Source organism: Streptomyces sp. NPDC093085, assembly GCF_040683935.1.
Classification (GTDB): domain Bacteria; phylum Actinomycetota; class Actinomycetes; order Streptomycetales; family Streptomycetaceae; genus Streptomyces.
Map to the genome: position 1 here is coordinate 1 of NZ_JBFBFB010000006.1, position 18,609 is coordinate 18,609.

The 18,609-nt window shown below is 72.9% G+C and carries 14 protein-coding genes and 3 pseudogenes; 6 read left to right on the forward strand and 11 right to left on the reverse strand.

What is annotated here, in order from left to right; all coding sequences use genetic code 11:
• Window positions 1–170: 170 nt before the first annotated feature.
• The 4 genes and pseudogenes from AB0O07_RS18740 to AB0O07_RS18755 form a co-directional block, all read right to left on the reverse strand.
• Window positions 171–950, reverse strand: coding sequence for a D-Ala-D-Ala carboxypeptidase family metallohydrolase (locus tag AB0O07_RS18740; RefSeq protein WP_365634340.1), 780 nt, complete (start codon window positions 948–950; stop codon window positions 171–173).
• A 50-nt stretch (window positions 951–1,000) separates the two neighbouring features.
• Window positions 1,001–1,441, reverse strand: a complete 441-nt coding sequence (locus AB0O07_RS18745; RefSeq protein ID WP_365635268.1) for a peptidoglycan-binding protein — start codon at window positions 1,439–1,441, stop codon at window positions 1,001–1,003.
• Between the two features lie 12 nt (window positions 1,442–1,453).
• A pseudogene (locus AB0O07_RS18750) lies at window positions 1,454–2,215 on the reverse strand (lysozyme); the annotation flags it as partial.
• 339 nt (window positions 2,216–2,554) lie between these two features.
• A pseudogene (locus AB0O07_RS18755) lies at window positions 2,555–2,722 on the reverse strand (alcohol dehydrogenase catalytic domain-containing protein); the annotation flags it as partial.
• Between AB0O07_RS18755 and AB0O07_RS18760 the strand changes: the two are divergent.
• The gene (locus tag AB0O07_RS18760) at window positions 2,684–3,160 is read left to right on the forward strand and encodes a TetR family transcriptional regulator (protein ID WP_365634343.1); all 477 of its coding nucleotides are present in this window, start codon (window positions 2,684–2,686) and stop codon (window positions 3,158–3,160) included. The pseudogene AB0O07_RS18755 and the gene AB0O07_RS18760 overlap by 39 nt on opposite strands.
• Before the next feature lie 65 nt (window positions 3,161–3,225).
• Here AB0O07_RS18760 and AB0O07_RS18765 read toward each other — a convergent pair whose 3' ends face one another.
• The 5 genes from AB0O07_RS18765 to AB0O07_RS18785 form a co-directional block, all read right to left on the reverse strand.
• Entirely contained in the window at window positions 3,226–4,047 is an 822-nt protein-coding gene (locus tag AB0O07_RS18765) for a carbohydrate ABC transporter permease (protein ID WP_365634346.1), read from the reverse strand.
• Window positions 4,047–4,922 (reverse strand): sugar ABC transporter permease, encoded by an 876-nt coding sequence (locus AB0O07_RS18770; RefSeq protein ID WP_365634349.1) that lies wholly within the window; start codon window positions 4,920–4,922, stop codon window positions 4,047–4,049. The genes AB0O07_RS18765 and AB0O07_RS18770 overlap by 1 nt, the downstream gene beginning before the upstream one ends.
• Window positions 4,919–6,283: an ABC transporter substrate-binding protein gene (locus AB0O07_RS18775; protein ID WP_365634352.1), complete on the reverse strand. Its 1,365-nt coding sequence runs from the start codon at window positions 6,281–6,283 to the stop codon at window positions 4,919–4,921. Before AB0O07_RS18775 ends, AB0O07_RS18770 begins: the two co-directional genes overlap by 4 nt.
• Before the next feature lie 202 nt (window positions 6,284–6,485).
• Window positions 6,486–7,187, reverse strand: a complete 702-nt coding sequence (locus AB0O07_RS18780; protein WP_365634355.1) for a response regulator — start codon at window positions 7,185–7,187, stop codon at window positions 6,486–6,488.
• Entirely contained in the window at window positions 7,184–9,007 is a 1,824-nt protein-coding gene (locus tag AB0O07_RS18785; RefSeq protein WP_365634358.1) for a sensor histidine kinase, read from the reverse strand. Before AB0O07_RS18785 ends, AB0O07_RS18780 begins: the two co-directional genes overlap by 4 nt.
• A gap of 136 nt (window positions 9,008–9,143) precedes the next feature.
• Here AB0O07_RS18785 and AB0O07_RS18790 point away from each other — a divergent pair, with 136 nt between their 5' ends.
• Window positions 9,144–10,511, forward strand: coding sequence for a cation:dicarboxylase symporter family transporter (locus AB0O07_RS18790; protein WP_365634361.1), 1,368 nt, complete (start codon window positions 9,144–9,146; stop codon window positions 10,509–10,511).
• A gap of 196 nt (window positions 10,512–10,707) precedes the next feature.
• On the opposite strand, the gene AB0O07_RS18795 is transcribed toward AB0O07_RS18790, so the two are convergent.
• Complete coding sequence (locus tag AB0O07_RS18795) at window positions 10,708–12,372, reverse strand: FAD-dependent monooxygenase (protein WP_365634364.1); 1,665 nt, start codon at window positions 12,370–12,372, stop codon at window positions 10,708–10,710.
• An 82-nt stretch (window positions 12,373–12,454) separates the two neighbouring features.
• On the opposite strand from AB0O07_RS18795, the gene AB0O07_RS18800 reads away from it, so the two are divergent.
• Window positions 12,455–13,123 carry a TetR/AcrR family transcriptional regulator C-terminal domain-containing protein gene (locus AB0O07_RS18800; RefSeq protein WP_365634367.1) on the forward strand — a complete coding sequence of 223 codons (669 nt, stop codon included), beginning with the start codon at window positions 12,455–12,457 and terminating at the stop codon, window positions 13,121–13,123.
• Here the strand turns inward: AB0O07_RS18800 and AB0O07_RS18805 are convergent.
• Window positions 13,101–14,321, reverse strand: a complete 1,221-nt coding sequence (locus AB0O07_RS18805; RefSeq protein ID WP_365634370.1) for a cytochrome P450 — start codon at window positions 14,319–14,321, stop codon at window positions 13,101–13,103. The two genes, AB0O07_RS18800 and AB0O07_RS18805, sit on opposite strands and share 23 nt — an antisense overlap.
• A 248-nt stretch (window positions 14,322–14,569) precedes the next feature.
• Here AB0O07_RS18805 and AB0O07_RS18810 point away from each other — a divergent pair, with 248 nt between their 5' ends.
• The 3 genes and pseudogenes from AB0O07_RS18810 to AB0O07_RS18820 all read left to right on the forward strand — a co-directional run.
• Window positions 14,570–16,360, forward strand: a complete 1,791-nt coding sequence (locus tag AB0O07_RS18810) for an FAD-dependent oxidoreductase (protein ID WP_365634373.1) — start codon at window positions 14,570–14,572, stop codon at window positions 16,358–16,360.
• Window positions 16,361–16,542: 182 nt separating this feature from the next.
• Window positions 16,543–17,577, forward strand: coding sequence for an alcohol dehydrogenase catalytic domain-containing protein (locus AB0O07_RS18815; RefSeq protein ID WP_365634376.1), 1,035 nt, complete (start codon window positions 16,543–16,545; stop codon window positions 17,575–17,577).
• Between the two features lie 131 nt (window positions 17,578–17,708).
• Window positions 17,709–18,491 (forward strand): annotated as a pseudogene (locus AB0O07_RS18820) (aminoglycoside phosphotransferase family protein); the annotation flags it as partial.
• Between the last annotated feature and the right edge of the window lie 118 nt (window positions 18,492–18,609).

An 18,609-nucleotide genomic window follows, 5' to 3' on the forward strand; every position in this document is an offset into this window, starting at 1 on the left:
CTTCCTCAAAACAACATATACCCCATTTTGCCCCCCCCTGCCGCTCTGCTGTTGTTGTGTGGGTGGGGGGTTTTTTTTGTTTTTGTTGGTGGGGGGGGGGGGGGGGGGGGCCGCCCGCCCCCCCCCCCACCCCCCTGTCCTGCCCCGACCCGGCCCGGTGGGCGGGCGGATCAGACCGTACCGCTCTCCCACCACCAGGAACCGGAGCCGTACGACGGGTACTGCACCCGGCTGTCGACGTGCTGCCAGGAGTGGGTGTACGCCTCAAGACCGGAGAAGCCGCAGGTCTCGGCGATCTTGTAGGTCTGGAGGGTCGAGTGGCCCGAGACCACGATGTCCCCGGCGACCCCGTACAGGTGCATGCTGTTGGACGCGCCGCCCGACGCCGCGTTGTGGGCGATGGAGCGGAAGCCGGAGTTGACGGTGATGGGGCTGTTTCCGGCCTTCTTGCGGACCGCCTCCAGCTTGTACATCAGTCGGCGGACGTTCTCCTTGACCGTGGCCGCAGCCACCTTGCCGTTGTTGAAGCCGGCGCCGTCCTTGGAGTGGAACTCGCTGAAGTCGAAGTGCGCCGTCGAACCGTCCGACGCCTCCAGGGCGTTGAGCGCCGCGTGGGTCTGCGGCCCGGCGACGCCGTCCGCCGACAGGCCGTACGCCGCCTGGAACCGCTTGACCGCGCTCTCGGTGGCCGGGCCGAACGAGCCGTCCCAGGCGATGTAGACGCGCTGCGCGCTCGGCGCGGCCCAGCCGCCCACGCGGATCTGCAGCTCCGTCACATCCGCGCCGCTCGCGCCCTGCTGGAGGGTGCGGCTCCAGCCGTACGCGGAAGCCGGGCCCGCGGCGGCCAGGTTGGCGACGGAGGCGACACCGGCCGCCGCTGCCAGCCCGGTCACGGTGCGGAGCAGGGTACGGCGGTCCATGCCGGAACCGGGGATTCCCGCTGTGTTCATCGTCATGCTCTCCTCTTGGCGTCTGGTGTGGTCTCGGCAGGGGCGGGCGCTCAGGCGACCAGGGCCTGCCAGGTGTTGGCGCCGACGATCCCGTCGACGGCGAGCTTGCGGGCGCTCTGGAAGGAGCGCACGGCGGCGTCGCTGGCGGGGCCGAAGTCGCCGTCCACGGTGAGCGCGGCGCCGTGCGCGTTGAGCTGGCTCTGCACCGCCTTCACCGCCGAGCCGTTGGCGCCCTGGCGCACGGTCACGATCAGCGCCTGCCAGGTCGCCGGGCCGACGATGCCGTCGACGGAGAGCCCGTTCGCGGACTGGAAGGAGCGCACGGCGGAGTCGCTCGCGGGCCCGAAGGCGCCGTCCACGGTGAGCGCGGCGCCGTGCGCGTTGAGCAGGTACTGCACGGTCTTGACCCGCTCACCCGAGGAGCCCGACTTGACGGTGGGCCAACTGGCCGTGGGCGGCGGCGAGTAGCTTCCCTTGGCGAAGGCGACCAGGTCGTTCTGGGTGCCGTTGAAGGTGTTCTGGTCGCCGGGGAAGGTCCCGGAGTCCGCGTACTGCCAGATGGTCTGGCTCGACCAGCCTGCCGGCAGGGCACCCGGGGCGCTGGCGTAGCGGGCGATCCACAGCGCGTTGGTGGCGGCGAAGCCGCTGTAGTTGCCGGTGCAGCTCGTCCACCAGTCGGTGGTGGTGTAGATCGTCGGGTAGCGCCCGGTGTTGGCGTGGACCTGGTTGCTGAAGTCCCGGATCCACTGGACCATCGCGCTCTGGCTCAGGCCGTAGCAGGTGGCGCCGTACGGGTTGTACTCGATGTCCAGCGCGGGCGGCAGCGTCTTGCCGTCCGCCGACCAGCCGCCGCCGTGGCCGGTGAAGAAGTTGGCCTGGGCCGCGCCGCCGGAGTTGTTGGGCAGCGCGAAGTGGTAGGCGCCGCGGATCAGCCCGACGCCCACCGAGCCGTTGTACTGCTGGCTGAAGTACGGGCTGGTGTAGTTGGTGCCCTCGGTGGCCTTCACGTACGCGAACGCCGCGCCCTTGCTCTTGACGCTCGCCCAGTCCACGTTCCCCTGCCAGCCGCTGACGTCGAGTCCGGCCGGCCCGGTGGAGGGCGCCGCGGCGAGCGAGACGGCGCGCGGGGTGGCCCCGGAGCGGCGGGCCAGCCCGGATCCGGCGTGGTCCTGCTCGGGGTGGGTGACGGCGGTGGGCTGCGGCGTCTCCTCGGCGGGGCGCGCTGCGGCGGTGCCGGGGACGGCGAGCAGCAGGGAGAGGACGGTGGCGAGGAGCGTCCCGGTGGCGGCGAGGGCGCCCCTGGCGGGTGTACGTCGTGCGGTGGCGCCGACGGCTCTGGTGGTGTCGGTGGTTCCGGTGGTTCCGGTGGACATGTACCTTCCCCCGAATCGGGCGGGGGCGGTGACCGGTCCGATGGCCGGAACCGCCCCGCGACTGCCCGTTGTAGTGGACATGACGGCGTGGACTCTATGCGCATAGAGCCATCCGGAAAAGGGCCCGGCGGGTTACGTGTTGTCGACGCGGAGGAAGGTGCGGTGTGACCGGTGCCGTCGGTGCGTGGTGCCGGGGGCGACGTTGGGAGTGGCGCCGGGCGTGGTGCCGGGGGCGACGGCTGCGACGGTGCCCGAGATGTCCGTCCCCGGGATCACCGGGAGGCCGACCTCCGCGTCCGATCCGGGCATCCGGGTCAGCCCGCCGCGCAGATACCAGTCCGGCGGGTTGACGCCGATCGCGTGGACGCGGACGAGCACCTCCGCCGGGCCGGGGTCGGGCTCGCGACGCTCCTGCGGCACTTCCCGACCCGCGAGGCGCTGCTCGAAGCCCTCCTCCGCACCGGCTTCGAGGAGCTGACCGCGCGGGCGGCCGAGTTGGAGGCGCCGGAGGCGCCCGGCGAGGCGCTGGTCACCTGGGTGCGCGAGTGCACCGCGTGGACCACCGAGTACCGGGGCGTGACGGTGCTGATGGCCGCCGCCATCGACGACCCCGGCTCCGCGCTCCACGCCTCCTGCGTCGCCCTGCGCGCGGCCGGCGCACGGCTCCTCACCCGCGCCCAGGAGGCGGGTGCGGCCCGTACCGACCTCGACGGCACCGACCTCTTCGCGCTGGTGGCGGCGGTCGCCTGGCTCGGTGACCAGCCCGCGCTCGCGCCCCGCGCCGACCGGCTCTTCGGCGTGGTCGCCGGCGCGCTCCTGACCGGCGCCACCCCTTGACCGTGCCACTGGCCGTGCTACCCCTTGACCGTGCTACCTCTTGACCCCGCTACCTCTCGACCCCGCTAACCCTTGACCGCCCCGCCCAGCGCGAAGCCGCCGCCCAGCCTGCGGGAGATCAGCAGATAGAGCGCGAGCACCGGGACCGAGTAGAGGATCGAGAACGCCGCGAGCTGCCCGTAGATCACCGTGCCGTAACTGCCGAAGAAGGTGAAGATCGAGACGGAGGCGGGCAGCCGCTCCGGGGTGAGCAGCAGCATGAACGGGACGAAGAAGTTCCCCCAGAGCTGGATGAACGTGTAGATCGTCACCACCGTCAGCCCCTGGCCCATCAGCGGCAGCACCACCCGGGTCAGCGTCTGGACGTACGAGGCCCCGTCCGTCCAGGCCGCCTCCTCCAGGGAGACCGGGACACCGTCCATGAAGTTCTTCATCAGCCAGATGGAGAAGGGGAGTTGAGTGGCGGCCAGGAAGAGCGCGGTGCCGTACAGCGTGTCGATCAGCTCGACCTGGACGAAGAGTCCGTACACCGGGACCATGACCGCGGTGACCGGCAGACAGGTCGTGAAGAGGATCGTCAGCAGATACGGGCGGTTGAAGCGGGAGCGGTAGCGGGAGAGCGGATAGGCGGCGAGCGCCGCGCACACCACCGTCAGGAGGGTGGCGCTGCCGCAGAGCAGCACGCTGTTGACCATCGGCGTGAAGGTGATCTCGTCGGTGAGGACCGCGCCGAAGTTCTCCGCCGTGGGCGCGGAGGGGACCCGTACCCGCAGACCCGCCCCGGTGTCCACGGAGGCGAGCACCAGCCAGGCCAGCGGCAGCGCGAACCCGGCCGCCACGGCCAGCAGCGCGGCGTCGGCGGCGAGCCGGGCCCGTACGCGCCGCATCAGACCTCCACCCGCATCAGCCGCAGATAGACCACCGAGAAGACCGCCCCCACCAGCAGCAGGAGCAGTGCCACCGCCGTGCCGTACCCGATCAGGGACTTCAGGAACGCCTGGTCGTACATGAATACCGGCAGTGTCTGGCTCCGGTTGCCGGGGCCGCCCCGGGTCATCGCCCAGATCAGCCCGAAGACGGAGAGCGTGGAGAGGGTGTTGAGCATCAGGTTGGTGCCGATGGAGCGCCGGATCATCGGCAGCGTGATGTGCCAGAGCCGCCGTACCCCGCCCGCCCCGTCGACCTGCGCCGCCTCCGTCACGTCCTGCGGGATCTCGGCGAGCGCCGCCGAGTAGATCAGCATCGAGAACGCGGTGCCGCGCCAGACATTGGCGAACGACACCGCCAGGATCGGCAGGGTGAAGAGCCAGTTCTGGCCCGGCAGCCCCACCCCCGCCAGGATCGCGTTGAGGGTGCCCTCGCGGCGGAAGAACGCGTACAGCAGGAACGCCGCGACGATCTCCGGCAGCACCCATGCCGTGATCACCAGCGCCCCGGTCACCGTACGGACCGGCCGGGAGGCGGCGCGCATCAGCCCGGCGAGCGCCAGCCCCAGGGTGTTCTGGCCGAGGATCGCCGAGACGACCGTGAAGACCAGCGTGAGCACCACCGCGTTGCGGAACGCGGGGTCCGCGAAGGCGCGCCGGAAGTTCGCCAGCCCCACGAAGTCCGTGGACGACGAACCTGTCAACTGCGCGTTGGTGAAGGCGATCCAGACGCAGTACGCGATCGGCCCGGCGAGGAAGAGCAGCAGCAGAAGGGTGGCCGGGGCCAGCGGCAGCCACCGCCGGGCCCCGCCGCCCCGGGGGCCCGCCGTGCTCACTCGCCGGTCACCGCGCCGTCCGTGAGGGTGCGTAGCTGCTCGTCGTACGCCTTGGCCGCCTGCGCCGGGGTGCCGTTCCCGGTCGTCACCGTCTCCATCGCCTCGCCGATCGCCGTCGACACCTGGGGGTAGACCGGGAGCGCGGGCCGGTAGTGGGTGAACTCCACCAGTTTCGTGAAGAATTGGATGCCCGGCATGGACTTCAGATAGCGCGGGTCGGCCGCCACGTCGTCGCGTACGGCGATCTGCGCGGCGGTCACATCCCAGGTGACCGCGTTCTCGGTGGTCTGGAGTTCCTTGATGAACTCCCAGGCGAGATCGGGGTTGTTGGCCTTCTGGGGGATCGCCCAGGTCCAGCCGCCGGACATCGACACCGTGCCCGGCGCCTGGCCGTGCTGGGTGGGCATCGGGGCCTGGGCCAGCTCGCTCGACCACGCGGGCCACTCCTTGATCCCCTTGTTGATCCAGTTCTGCCCCATCCAGGAGCCGTCCAGCGCTATCGCCAGCTTGCCGGCGGGGAGGAGTTCGGTGGCGACCCGGGTGGTGATGTTCGCGTCCAGGGCGTCCGAGAGATCCGGGCCGAGCTTCTCCCCGTACACCGTCCTGATGAAGCCCAGCGCGTCCTGGAAGCCCTGGCCGCCGGTCTTCCACTTCTTCGCCGCCGGGTCGTAGAGGGGGTCGGCGCCCGTCCCGTACAGCAGCATCTCGAACCCCTGCATCACCGACGCCTCGCCGGGCGCCTTGCCGGTGTAGACGTTGAGCGGGGTGACCCCGGGGACCTTCTCCTTGACGGTGCGGGCGGCGTCCAGGATCTCCGCCCAGCTCTTCGGCGCCCAGTCGGCGGGGAGTCCGGCCCGCGCGAAGATCTTCTTGTTGAACCAGAGACCACGGGTGTCGGTGCCGTCCGGGATCCCGTACGTCCTGCCGTCCTCGGCCCGCGCCGCCGCCTTCGCCCGGTCGATGAACCGGTCCCAGGTGTCCCACTTCGCCACATAGTCGTCGAGCGGGCGTAAGTACCCTGCCTTGATATCGGAGTTGATCCGGAAGGTGTCCTCGTAGACCAGGTCGGGGGCGGTCTTCGCGGAGCGCATCATCTGCTGCGCCTTGGTCGCGTAGTCGTTGTCCGGGGCCTGGATCGGCAGCAGTTCGACCTTCTTGCCGGGGTGGCTCTTCTCGAACTCCTTGGCCACGGCGGCGAAATGCTCGTCCTTGAAGCGGATTCCGTTGTCGGTGGAGCGGTTGTACGCCACCTTGACCGTGTCCGGATCGCCGCCGGAGCCGCCGCCGCAGGCGGTGAGCGTGCCTGCGGCGAGGACGGTGGCGAGACACGAGGCGAGGATGAGCGGAGCGGTGGGGCGCACGGGCGACCTCCTCAAGAGCCACGGGGGGCTGCCCGCGACCGTAGGACCGGCCGGAACGCAAGGTCAATCCCCCTGCACGGTACGGCCGTCGGCGCCCCCCGGCGCGCGGCCGGTGCGCGGCAGACGCGCGCCCGGTGTACGGCCGGTGCGCGGCAGGCGGGTTTCCGGTGTACGGCCGGTGTGTGCCCGGTGCGCGGGGCGGTCAGTGCGCGGAGGGCACCCAGCGGTACTGCAACTCGGGCCGGCCGACCTGGCCGTACTGCGGGCTGCGGGCGGCCCGCCCCTCGGTCACCAGGTGCTCCAGATACCGGCGCGCGGTGATCCGCGAGATCCCCACCTCGGTCCCCGTCTCGCTGGCGGTCAGCCCGGTGGGGGAGGCGCGCAGCGCCCGGGTCACCGCCTCCAGCGTCGGCGCGCTCAGCCCCTTCGGCAGCGAGGACGGCTGCGGCGCCCGCAGCGCGCCGAGCGCCCGGTCCACCTCCTCCTGGCCGCTCGCCTCCCCGGCCGCCGCGCGGAACTCCGCGTACCGGGTGAGCCGGTCGCGCAGCGTCGCGAACGTGAACGGTTTCAGTACGTACTGGACCACCCCGAGCGAGACGCCCTCCCGCACCACCGTCAGGTCGCGCGCCGAGGTGACCGCGATGACGTCGGCGTGGTGTCCGGCCGCCCGCAGGTTGCGGAGCAATTGCAGGCCGTGCCCGTCGGGCAGGTAGAGGTCGAGCAGGATCAGGTCGATCGGCACCCGGTCCAGCAGCCGTACCGCCTCCGTACGCGAGTGGGCGGCGCCCGCGACGGTGAAGCCAGGGACCCGGCCCACGTAGAGCTGGTGCGCGTCGGCCGCGACCGGGTCGTCCTCGACGACCAGCACCCGGATCGGCCCCGGTTTCCCGCCGCCCGCACTCATCTGGACACCTCCGCGCTCCCGGTGGCCCCCGAGGGTGCCCCGGAGGCCGGACCGGCCGACGCCGCGGGCCCTGTACGTCCGGGAGCCGCGTCCGGCCCCGTGCCGCCCGCGCCCGTGCCGCCCGCGCCCGTGCCGCCCGCGCCCGTGCCGCCCGGCCCCTCACCGCCCGGAGCCGCGTCCCGCCCGGCGCCGCCCGGAGCCGCGTCCGGACCCGTACCCCCGGGCCGCGCCCCCAGGGGCAGGCGTACGGTGAACTCCGCGCCGCCCTCCGCGCCCCGGGTCAGCTCGACCGTGCCGCGTGCCCGGTGCACCGCCTGGCGGACCAGGCCGAGGCCGAGGCCGCGGCCCGGGCCCCGGGTGGACCAGCCGCGCTGGAAGACCTCGTCCTGATCGCCGGGGGCCACCCCCGCCCCGGTGTCCCGCACCCCGAGCAGCAGCTCGCCGGCGGTCGCGTCGGCCAGTGCCGTCACCGTCACCCGCGCGCCCTCGCCGCCCTGCGCGGCCTCCACCCCGTTGTCGATCAGATTGCCCAGGATGGTCACCAGGTCGCGGGCGGGGAGCGTCGGCGGGAGCACCCCGTCGTCGATCCGGCTGTCCTCGGCGAGCACCAGCTCCACGCCCCGCTCGTTGGCCTGCGCCGCCTTGCCCAGCAGCAGCGCGGCGAGCACCGGCTCGGCGACCGCGCCGACCACCTTGTCGGTCAGCTCCTGGGCCAGCTCCAGCTCCGCCGTGGCGAACTCCACCGCCTCCTCCACCCGCCCCAGCTCGATCAGCGAGACCACCGTGTGGAGCCGGTTGGCCGCCTCGTGCGCCTGCGAACGCAGCGCCTGGGTGAACCCTCGCTCGGAGTCCAGCTCGCCCGAGAGGGCCTGGAGCTCGGTGTGATCGCGCAAGGTGATCACCGTACCGCGCTGCTCCCCGCCGACCACCGGGCGCGTACTGACCACCACGATCCGGTCATCCGTCATATGCACCTCGTCCACGCGCGGCTCCGAGGCGAGCAGCGCCCCCGTCAGCGGCTTCGGCAGCCCCAGCTCGGCCACCGGCCGCCCCACCGCCGACCCGTCGAGCCCCAGCAGCTCCCGCGCCCCGTCGTTGACCAGGGCGATCCGCCGCGACCCGTCGAGCATCAGCAGCCCCTCGCGCACCGCGTGCAGCGCTGCCTGGTGGTAGTCGTGCATCGCGCTCAGCTCCGCCGCGTTCATCCCGTGGGTGTGCCGGCGCAGCCGCGCGTTGATCACGTACGTACCGAGCCCGCCCAGCGCCAGCGCCGCCCCCGCCGCCAGCGCCAGCACCCTGACCTGCTGGGTCAGCTCGCTGGAGATCCGTTCGACGGTGATCCCGACGCTGACCAGACCGGTGATCCGGCCGGTGGCCCGGCCGTCGTCCCGGATCGGCACCACGGCCCGTACCGAGGGCCCGAGCGTCCCCGTGTACGTCTCGGTGAACGCCTTGCCGTGCAGCGCGGGCGCCGTCCGGCCCAGGAAGCGCTGGCCGATCTGGCCCGGGTCCGGATGCGTCCAGCGGATGCCCTCCGGGTTCATGATCGTGATGAAGTCGACCCCGGTGTCATGGCGCACCCGCTCCGCGTACGGCTGGAGTGCGGTGGACGGATCCGGGGTACGGATGGCCTCCCGTACGGACGGCGAGTCGGCCACCGAGTGCGCCGTGGCCAGGACCTGCTTGCGCGCGGTCTCGTCGGCGTGCTCCCTGCTGGTGACGTACGCGAAGAACGAGCACCCCACGACGACGGCCGCGACCAGCACGACCTGCATCGTGAAGAGCTGCGCGGCGAGGCTGCGGGGGCGGGGCAGATACATGAAACAAGAATGCCTGGCCTGATTCATATGAACGAAATGAACGTAAGGGTGACCGGGGTCACATGGTGGTGGATAGTCACCGGGACCCCTCGGTCAGGGACGAGGGGAATCGCAGGGAACGAGTCAAGGAGGACCCGTGGCCGCAGCAAAGCGGGACCGTACCCACTTTCTGTACATCGCGGTGATCGCAGCCGTACTGCTCGGTATCACGGTGGGCTTCGCGGCCCCCGGGTTCGCCGTGGAGCTGAAGCCCCTCGGCACGGGCTTCGTGAACCTCATCAAGATGATGATCTCACCGGTCATCTTCTGCACCATCGTGCTGGGCGTGGGCTCGGTCAGGAAGGCCGCCAAGGTCGGCGCCGTCGGCGGACTCGCCCTCGGCTACTTCATGATCATGTCGACCGTCGCACTCGGCATCGGCCTGATCGTCGGCAACATCCTTCAGCCCGGCGCCGGTCTGCACATCACCGACGCCAACCGTGGCGCGGGCGCCGCCCAGGCCGAGGGCGCGAGCGAGTCCACCGCGGACTTCCTGCTCAGCATCATCCCCAAGACGATGGTCTCCGCCTTCACCGAGGGCTCGGTCCTCCAGACCCTGCTGATCGCGCTGCTCGCGGGCTTCGCGATCCAGGCGATGGGCTCCTCCGGCGAGCCGATCCTGCGGGGCATCGGGCACATCCAGCGCCTGGTCTTCCGCGTCCTCGGCATGATCATGTGGGCCGCCCCGGTCGGTGCCTTCGGCGCCATCGCCGCCGTGGTCGGCGAGACGGGCATCGACGCCCTCAAGTCCCTCGCCATGATCATGATCGGCTTCTACGTCACCTGTGCGCTCTTCGTCTTCCTCGTCCTCGGCGCCCTGCTGCGCCTGGTCGCGGGCATGAACATCTTCTCGCTGCTGAAGTACCTGGGCCGCGAGTTCCTGCTGATCCTCTCCACCTCCTCCTCCGAGTCGGCGCTGCCGCGTCTCATCGCGAAGATGGAGCACCTGGGCATCAGCAAGCCGGTCGTCGGCATCACCGTGCCGACCGGCTACTCCTTCAACCTCGACGGCACCGCCATCTACCTGACGATGTCCTCGCTCTTCATCGCCGAGGCGATGGGCAACCCGCTCTCCATCGGTGAGCAGCTCTCGCTCCTCCTCTTCATGATCATCGCGTCGAAGGGCGCGGCGGGCGTCACCGGCGCGGGTCTGGCGACCCTGGCCGGCGGCCTCCAGTCGCACCGCCCCGAACTGGTCGACGGCGTCGGCCTGATCGTCGGCATCGACCGCTTCATGAGCGAGGCCCGCGCCATGACCAACTTCGCGGGCAACGCGGTCGCCACGGTGCTCATCGGCTCCTGGACGAAGGAGATCGACCAGAAGCAGGTCGCGCAGGTCCTCTCGGGCCAACTGCCCTTCGACGAGCGGACGCTCGTGGACGACGGCCACGGCCACGGCGGCGGCGACGCCGCCCCGGCCGAGAAGGCCCCGGGCCCGCGCGACGGCGAGAAGGCGGGCGTCTGAGCCGCTGACGCTGCGGCTCCGGAGTCCGGAGCCGCAGCGTCACAGCCTCTGGGCCGCGGCTTCCGAGGCGACAGCCTCCGCGCTCCGACCCCTCTGAGCCTGGACCACGGCCGGGGGACCCCCCTCGTTCCCACCGCCCCCGGCCACCCGATGACCGGCCCGTACGGAGACGCCTTCCGTACGGGCCGGTCCGCGTTCAGCGGCGCGCGGGGGGACGGTCCTCCCCGTACGCCCAGGCCACATGCCCATCGGGCCGTACGAGCACGGAGCGCACCCCGGACCAGCCGGGGTGGGACGAGACGAGCCGCGCCCGGCGGACGACGGTGCCGTCCGGAACCTCGGCGGGGCCGTGGCCCTCCTCGCCCGCACCCCCGCCCCCGCCGAGCAGGAGCACATGCCGCCCGTCCCGCAGCAGCCCGAAGAGGGTGGTGGCACCGGCGCTCGGGCTCCCGGCGGCGGGGCTTCCGGAATCGGGGCTCCCGGCGTCGGGGCTCCCGGCGTCGGGGCCGCCCGGGGGCGCCGGTTCGAGGGCGAGATCCGGGGCCCGGCGCCCGGTGAGCGGGTGCGCGCCGCTCCCCGGCGCGGGCGGGTAGGCCACGGAGAGCCCGGAGAGCCGCTCGGCGAGATCCCGGGAGAACTCCGGTACGCCCGCGATCCGCCCGCTCAGGAACGCCCGCAGCGCCTGCCCCTCGGGCGAGAACCCCAGCATCAGGGCGGTCTGCGCCCGGGTGCTCTCCAGCAGCTCGGCCCCGACCGGATGGCGTTCCGCGTGGTAGCTGTCCAGCAGCCCGGGGGAGGCCGCGCCCCGGACCACGGCGGCCAGCTTCCACCCCAGGTTGGTGGCGTCCTGGATGCCCACGTTGAGCCCGACACCCCCGGCCGGGAAGTGCATATGCGCGGCGTCCCCGGCGAGCAGCACCCGCCCCGCGCGGTACCGGGCCGCCTGCCGGGTCGCGTTGCCGAACCGCGAGAGCCAGGCCGGATCCCGCATCCCGAAGTCCCGCCCGGCGATCCGGGTGACCTTCGCGCGCAGCTCCGCCAGGACCGGCGGCCCGTCCGGCGCCGCCCCGATGTCCTCCGGGGTGATCCCGACGAAGCGGTGCGGCCCGCCGCCCAGCGGCACGACGAGCAGGCCGCCCTCCGGCCCCGACAGGTTCAGCAGCCCGGCCCCCGGGGGCGGGTCGTCCAGCACCACATCGCCGAGCCACCCCCAGACCGTCGCGTCCGTACCGGGAAAGCCGATACCGGCGGCGGCCCGCACCGTGCTACGGGTCCCGTCGCACCCGACGACGTACCGCCCGGCCAGCGCGTACGCCCCCACACCCGCCTCCCCGCCTCCGGCCGCCGCCGCTCCTCCGACCCCCTCCGCTCCTTCGACCCGTACGGTCACGGAGTCGGAGCCGGCCCCCTGGGAGAGCCCGGTCACCCGGTGGCCGCGCAGGATCCGGACGCCGGCCGCCCGCGCGTGATCCTCCAGCAGCTCTTCCGTACGGGCCTGGGGGAGCGCGAGCGTGAACGGGTACGGGGTGTCCAGCACCGAGAAGTCCAGCAGCGCCTCCAGCCCCCCGAAGTGGCCCCGGGGGATCCGCCCGCCCTCCGCCAGAAACGGCCCGGCGACGCCCCGGAAGGCCAGGTTCTCGATGGTGCGCGGATGGATGGTGAGCGCCCGGGAGTGCGGCGACCGGACCGTCCGCGCCTCCAGCACGGTGACGGACGCGCCACCGAGCCGCAGCTCGGCCGCGAGCCAGAGCCCCACGGGCCCGCCCCCGACGACGATGACGTCCTCGACCCCGTCGACCGCGTCGGCCCCTCCGCCCCCTCCGACCACTTCGGCTCCTTCGACCTCTTCCACGACAGACATCTCCTCCGGACTCCGGACTCCAGCAGGCCCTGATGGCTTATTGGTCACCGACCAATTCCCTCGCCCCGAGTAGACTAGGTCAGTGACCAAAAAGCAAACCGCGGGGAACGCGCCCGGCAGAACCCGGCTGGACCCCGCCACCGTGGCGGCCGCGGCGCTGGAACTGCTGGCGGAGAAGGGCGTCGACGCCGTATCGGTACGGGCCGTCGCCGACCGGCTCGGGGTACGGATGAACACCGTGCTCTGGCACGTCAAGACCAAGGCCGGGCTGCTGGAGCTGATGGCCGACGCGATCGTCGCCGGGATGGCGCTGGAGGGGCTGCCGGACCCCTGGGACGAACGCGTCCGCGAACTGGCCGTCCGCTACCGCCGGGCCCTCCTCGCCCACCGCGACGGCGCCGCCGTCGTGGCCGGTACGTACGCCGCCGAGCCGGCCACCCTGCGCGGTGCCGAGGCGTTCGTCGCGGCCCTCCGCGCGGGCGGCCTGCCGGAGCGCGAGGCGCTCTGGGCCTGCTTCACCCTGGTCTACTACGTCCTCGGCCTCACCCAGGAGGAACAGGCGTCCCGGACCGCCGACACCCCCCGCCTCACCCGGGCGCTCGCCTCCGGCGCGTACCCCGAACTGAGCCGGTGCGCGCCGTACCTCACCGAGTCGAGCTTCGACGAACGCTTCGCCTATGGACTGGAGCTGATCCTCCGTTCCCTGAGGGCTTCCGGCGCCGCCCCCGCTACCAGCTCACGGGCAGGGTGAGCGGGAAGCGCCGGATCGTATCCGTGTCCCAGACGACATCCTTCTCCTCCACCGCCGGCCGCAGCCCGGGGAAGCGCGCCAGCAGCCCGCCGAACGCCGCCTCCAGCTCCACCATGGCCAGCGGCGCGGCGATACAGCGGTGGCCGCCCCACCCGAAGGTCATATGGGGGGCGGCCGGGCGGTCCGGGTCGATGGTGTCCGGCTCCGCGAACCGCTCCGGGTCCCGATTGGCCGTCAGATACGAGACATGGACGAAGTCGCCCTCCCGGATCGTCACCCCGCCCAGCTCCACATCGGCCAGCGCGACGCGCGGGATGCCGACGCCCTTCCGGAACGGGATATAGCGCAGCAGCTCGTCCAGGAGCCGCGACAGACTCTCCGGGCCGCCGCGCGCCCTCCGCATCAACTCGGGCCGGGTGAGCAGCAGATAGGCGATGTTGCTGATCTCGCAGGTCGCCGTGTCGTGCCCGCTGAGCATCAGCGTCAGCGACATGACCGCCAGGTCCTCGTCGTCGAACGTGTCCTCCCCCTCCTGGGCGGCGGCCAGCGCGCTGATCAGATCGTCCCCCGGCGCCCGGCGCCGCTCGGCGACCATCGCCCCGAAGTACCCCCGCAGCTCACGCTTGGCGTCGGCGGCGCCCTGCCGCGCCTCCGGAGCCGTGGACAGCAGCTGATGGGCGTACTTCCGCATGGCGGGCCGGTCGGCGGCGGGGATCCCGAGCAGCGTGCAGATGGTCTGCTGCGGAAGCTCGTCCGAGAGATGGCGCACCAGATCGGCGGGCGGCCCCTGCTCGGCCATGGCGTCCAGCAGCTCGCCGGCGACCGCCTCGACGGCCGGCCGCATCCGCTCCACCGCCCCCTTCGTGAACGCCTGGGAGGCGAGGGTGCGGAGCCGGGTGGAGCGCGGCGGGTCCAGTACGTTGATGGACTCGGCCGAGACGATCGGCTCCGGCGTCATCCGGGGGTAGTCGCGCCCCATGATGCCCGCGCGGCTGAACCGCTGGTCGGTCGTCACCTGCCGTACCCCCTCGAACCCGGTCACCAGCCAGGCGTCGGCTTCGCCGTACGCCAGCCGGATCCGGGTGACGGCCCCCTGGTTCATCAGCTCCGCGAGCGAGGGGTCGAACTCCAGTCCCCGGCTGAAGTCGAAGGGGCAGGTGGGGGTGTCGGGGGTCGTACCGGTACCGGTCTCGGTCATCAGGTGGCTCCAGTGGTAGGGCGGGCGGCGGGCAGTGGGTGACAGGCGGACGGCGGACCGGAGGTGACGCGACCTTTGTCCGCCCAGGCATAGATACCTCCGCCCATCCCTGCATATGCGTGGTTTACGGCAGATTGGCAATGAGTCGCCAATCCCTGGTTTTTGCGGCATCGGCAAGTCTGATTGCCGGGGGAGCGGGCATGGGCGGACGCTCGGCGTCAACGGAGCAGAACGGAGGCAGCCCTCTCATGACCCACCCCACGTCCACCCCCCGTAGCCGGCCCGACCAGCCCGACCGGCCCGACCAGCCCGACCGGCCCGACCAGCCCGACCGGCCCGACCAGCCCGGTCGGCCCGACCGGCCCGGTCGGCCCGAATCGCCCGGCCCCGCCGGCCGGCGCTACGAGGCCATCGTCATCGGCGGCGGCGCGGCCGGCCTGAGCGGCGCCCTGACCCTGGCGCGGGCGCGCCGTTCGGTGCTGGTCGTCGACGTGGGAGAGCCGCGCAACGCGCCCGCCGGCCACATCCACAACTACCTGGGCCGCGAGGGCACACCCCCGGCCGACCTGCTCGCCCTGGGCCGGGAGGAGGCCGCCGGATACGGTGCCGCGTTCCTGTCCGGCGAGGTCGCCACGGCGCGCCCGCTGCCCGATGGCGGCTTCCGCGTACTCCTCACCGACGGTACGGAGGCGGAGGGCGACCGCCTGCTGGTGACCACCGGCCTCGTGGACGAACTGCCCCCGGTCCCCGGGCTCGCCGAGCGCTGGGGCCGTGAGGTCCTGCACTGCCCGTACTGCCACGGCTGGGAGGTCCGCGACCAGCCGGTCGGGGTCCTGGCCACCGGCCCCCTTGCCGTACACCAGGCCCTGCTGTGGCGGCAGTGGACCGACGACCTGACCCTCTTCCTGCACACCGGACCCGAGCCGTCCGACGAGGAGTACGAGCAGTTGGCGGCCCGGGGCGTGGCGGTGGTCGAGGGCGAGGTGACGTCCCTGGAGGTGACCGGCGACCACCTCACCGGCGTCACTCTGGCCGGGGGCCGCACCATCCCCCGTACGGCCCTGGTGGTCGCCCCGCGCTTCACCGCCCGCGCCGGATTCCTCCGGGACCTGGGCCTGGCGGCGGTGGAGCAGGAGATGGCGGGCACGGTCGTCGCCACCGCCGTACCGGCCGACGTGGCGACGGGTAGGACGGCGGTGCCCGGCGTATGGGCCGCAGGCAACGTCACCACACCGGCGGACACGGTCATCGGCGCGGCGGCGGCCGGCGTACGCGCGGCGGGCGCGCTCAACGCGGACCTGGTCACGGCGGACACGGAGCGGGCCCTGGCGCAACGTACCCCGTCCACCCCGTCCACCTCTTTCACCCCCTCCACTCCCACACCTCCCTCCAACCCCTACGCCATCGACCCCTCCCTGACGCCCGCGCAGTTCTGGGACGGCCGTTACGCGTCCAGCGACCGTGTATGGAGCGGCAACCCCAATGCCGTCCTGGTCCGCGAGGTGACCGACCTGCCCCCCGGCCGCGCCCTGGACCTGGGGTGCGGTGAGGGCGCGGACGCGGTCTGGCTCGCGGGGCGCGGGTGGCGGGTCACGGCCACCGACATCTCGCGCGTCGCCCTGGACCGGGCCGCCGGGCACGCGGCGGACGCGGGGGTGGCCGACCGTGTCGACTGGCAGTGGCACGACCTGGGGGAGACGTTCCCGGAGGGGGAGTACGACCTGGTGTCGGCGCAGTTCCTGCACACCCCCGCCGAGGCGTTCCCCCGCGAGCGGGTCCTGCGCACCGCCGCCGCCCGCGTGGCCCCCGGCGGCACCCTCCTGATCGTCGGCCACGCGGGCCTCCCGCCCTGGGAGGACCAGCACGAGGGCCTTCATCTCCCGACCCCCGACGAGGTGCTGGCGTCGCTGGACCTCCCGGAGGGCGAGTGGGAGGTGCGGCTCAACGGCGAGCACGAACGCCGCCAGACCGCCCCGTCCGGGGAGGAGATGACCCGCACGGACAACGCGCTGAAGCTCCGGAGGCTGCGGCGGTCATGACGGCGACCGGGGACCCCGGGGGCCAGGGGACCCGGGGCGCCAGGGGACCCGGGGCGTGGGGCCTGGAGGCATGGGCCCCGGAGCCTGGGACCCCGGGGGCCGGGGACCTGGGGCCTGGGCGCCACGGAGGCTCCCGGTGGTGATCCAATAGGGGCCCCTGAGGGACAAGGTGAGTGGTGCGGATGCGGGCCGTGGTGTTCGAGGAGTTCGGGCGGCTGCCGGAGGTACGGGACGACGTGCCCGACCCCGAGCCCGCGCCGGACGGCGTGGTCGTACGGGTCGAGGCGACCGGCCTCTGCCGCAGCGACTGGCACGGCTGGATGGGCCACGACGAAGGGATCGCCCTCCCGCACATCCCCGGCCACGAATTCGCGGGCACCGTGGCGGCGGTGGGTTCCCGCGTCGAGCGCTGGCGGGTGGGGGACCGGGTCACGGCGCCGTTCGTCTGCGCCTGCGGTACGTGCGCCGCCTGCGCGGCGGGTGACCAGCAGGTGTGCGAACGGCAGGAGCAGCCGGGGTTCACCTATCCGGGTTCGTTCGCGGAGTACGTGGCCGTGCCCCGCGCGGACACGAACCTGGTGGCGATCCCCGGCACCATGGGGTTCACCACGGCCGCGTCCCTGGGCTGCCGCTTCGCCACCGCGTACCGCGCCGTGGTCACCCAGGGCCGTACCCGCCCCGGCGAGTGGGTGGCGGTGCACGGCTGCGGGGGCGTCGGCCTCTCCGCCGTGATGATCGCGGCGGCGGCCGGCGCCCGCGTCGTGGCGGTCGATGTCACCCCTGGGGCAAGGGAGTTGGCCGGCCGCCTCGGCGCGGCGGTCCGCGTATCGGCGGAGACGGAACCCGACCCGGCCCGCGCGGTACGGGAGGCGACGGGCGGCGGCGCGCATGTCTCCCTGGACACCCTGGGCTCGCCCGAAACCTGCGCGGCCTCGGTGGAGAGCCTGCGGACCCGGGGCAGGCATGTCCAGGTAGGGCTGTTCGCATCCGCCCGTACCCCCGTACCGATGGCCAGAGTGGTGGCCCGCGAACTCGAACTCCTGGGCAGCCACGGCATGGCCGCGCACGCCTATCCCGAGATGATGCGGCAGATCGGGGCGGGCGTACTCCGCCCCGACCTGCTGGTGGCCACCACGATCCCCTTGGCGGAGGCCCCGGCGGCGCTGGCGGCGCTGAGCGGGGGCTCGCCGCAGGGGATCACGGTGATCACGCCGTAGGGCAGGGGCCGGCCCCCTCGGCTCCGTACTCCCCACGCCAGGGCGCTCCCGGGCGCTCCAGGGCGTGCCAGGGTGCTCCAGGGCCGTGACAGGGTGCGCCAGGGAACGCACCGGCTGGCAGGATGGGGCGCATGGAGTCGCGACCGGTGTTCGGGGAGAAGCTGCGGGCCGAGCTGGGGACACCCCGGCGCGCTCGCAGGCTGGAGAGCAGCCCGCGCTCACGCGTGTGGCGGGCCGAACTTTCCGGTACCCCCGTAGTGGTCAAGCAACTTGTCGAAGGGCCCGAGGCCACCGACAGGTACGCCCGCGAGGTCGCCGCCCTCCGACTCGCCTCCCGCGCCACCCCGCCCGTGGTGCCCACGCTGCTCGGCACCGACCCGGAGGAACGGATCCTGGTCCTGGAACACCTGGACCAGCGCAAGCCCGCCCCGGACTGGATCGTGCCGTACGCGACCGCACTCGCCCGGCTCCACGCCACCACCGCTGCCGCCCCCGCGCCGCCCGCGACAGCCGTCGCGACCCCGGATGCCGATGCCATGGGTGCCCTCCCGGCCTGGTCGGGCCCCACCCCGGATGACATCGAGGCGTTCCTCCGGCTCGCCCGGACCCTCGGCGTACCCGTACCCAGCGGCGTACGGGCCGAGTTGGACGCCCTGCTGGAACGGTTGGACCAGGCCGGCGGCCACGCCCTGCTGCATGGCGACCCCTGCCCCGGGAACGACCTGCACACCGCCACCGGCGTACGGTTCATCGACTTCGAACAGGCCGCGCTGGGCAACGGCATCATGGAACTCGCCTATCTGCGCATCGGTTTCCCCACCTGCTGGTGCGCCACCGATCCCGGCCCCGAACTGCTGGACGCGGCCGAGAAGGCGTACCGCACGGCGTGGCACCACACGACCGGCACGGAGGTCCAGGCTCCGCCCCGCGCCAGCGGGGATGACCCGTTCGGCGGCCACGTGGGCTGGAACTCGGTGACCTCCACCCCGCGCCAGCGGGGATGACCCGTTCCACTCGACGTAGAACACGCTC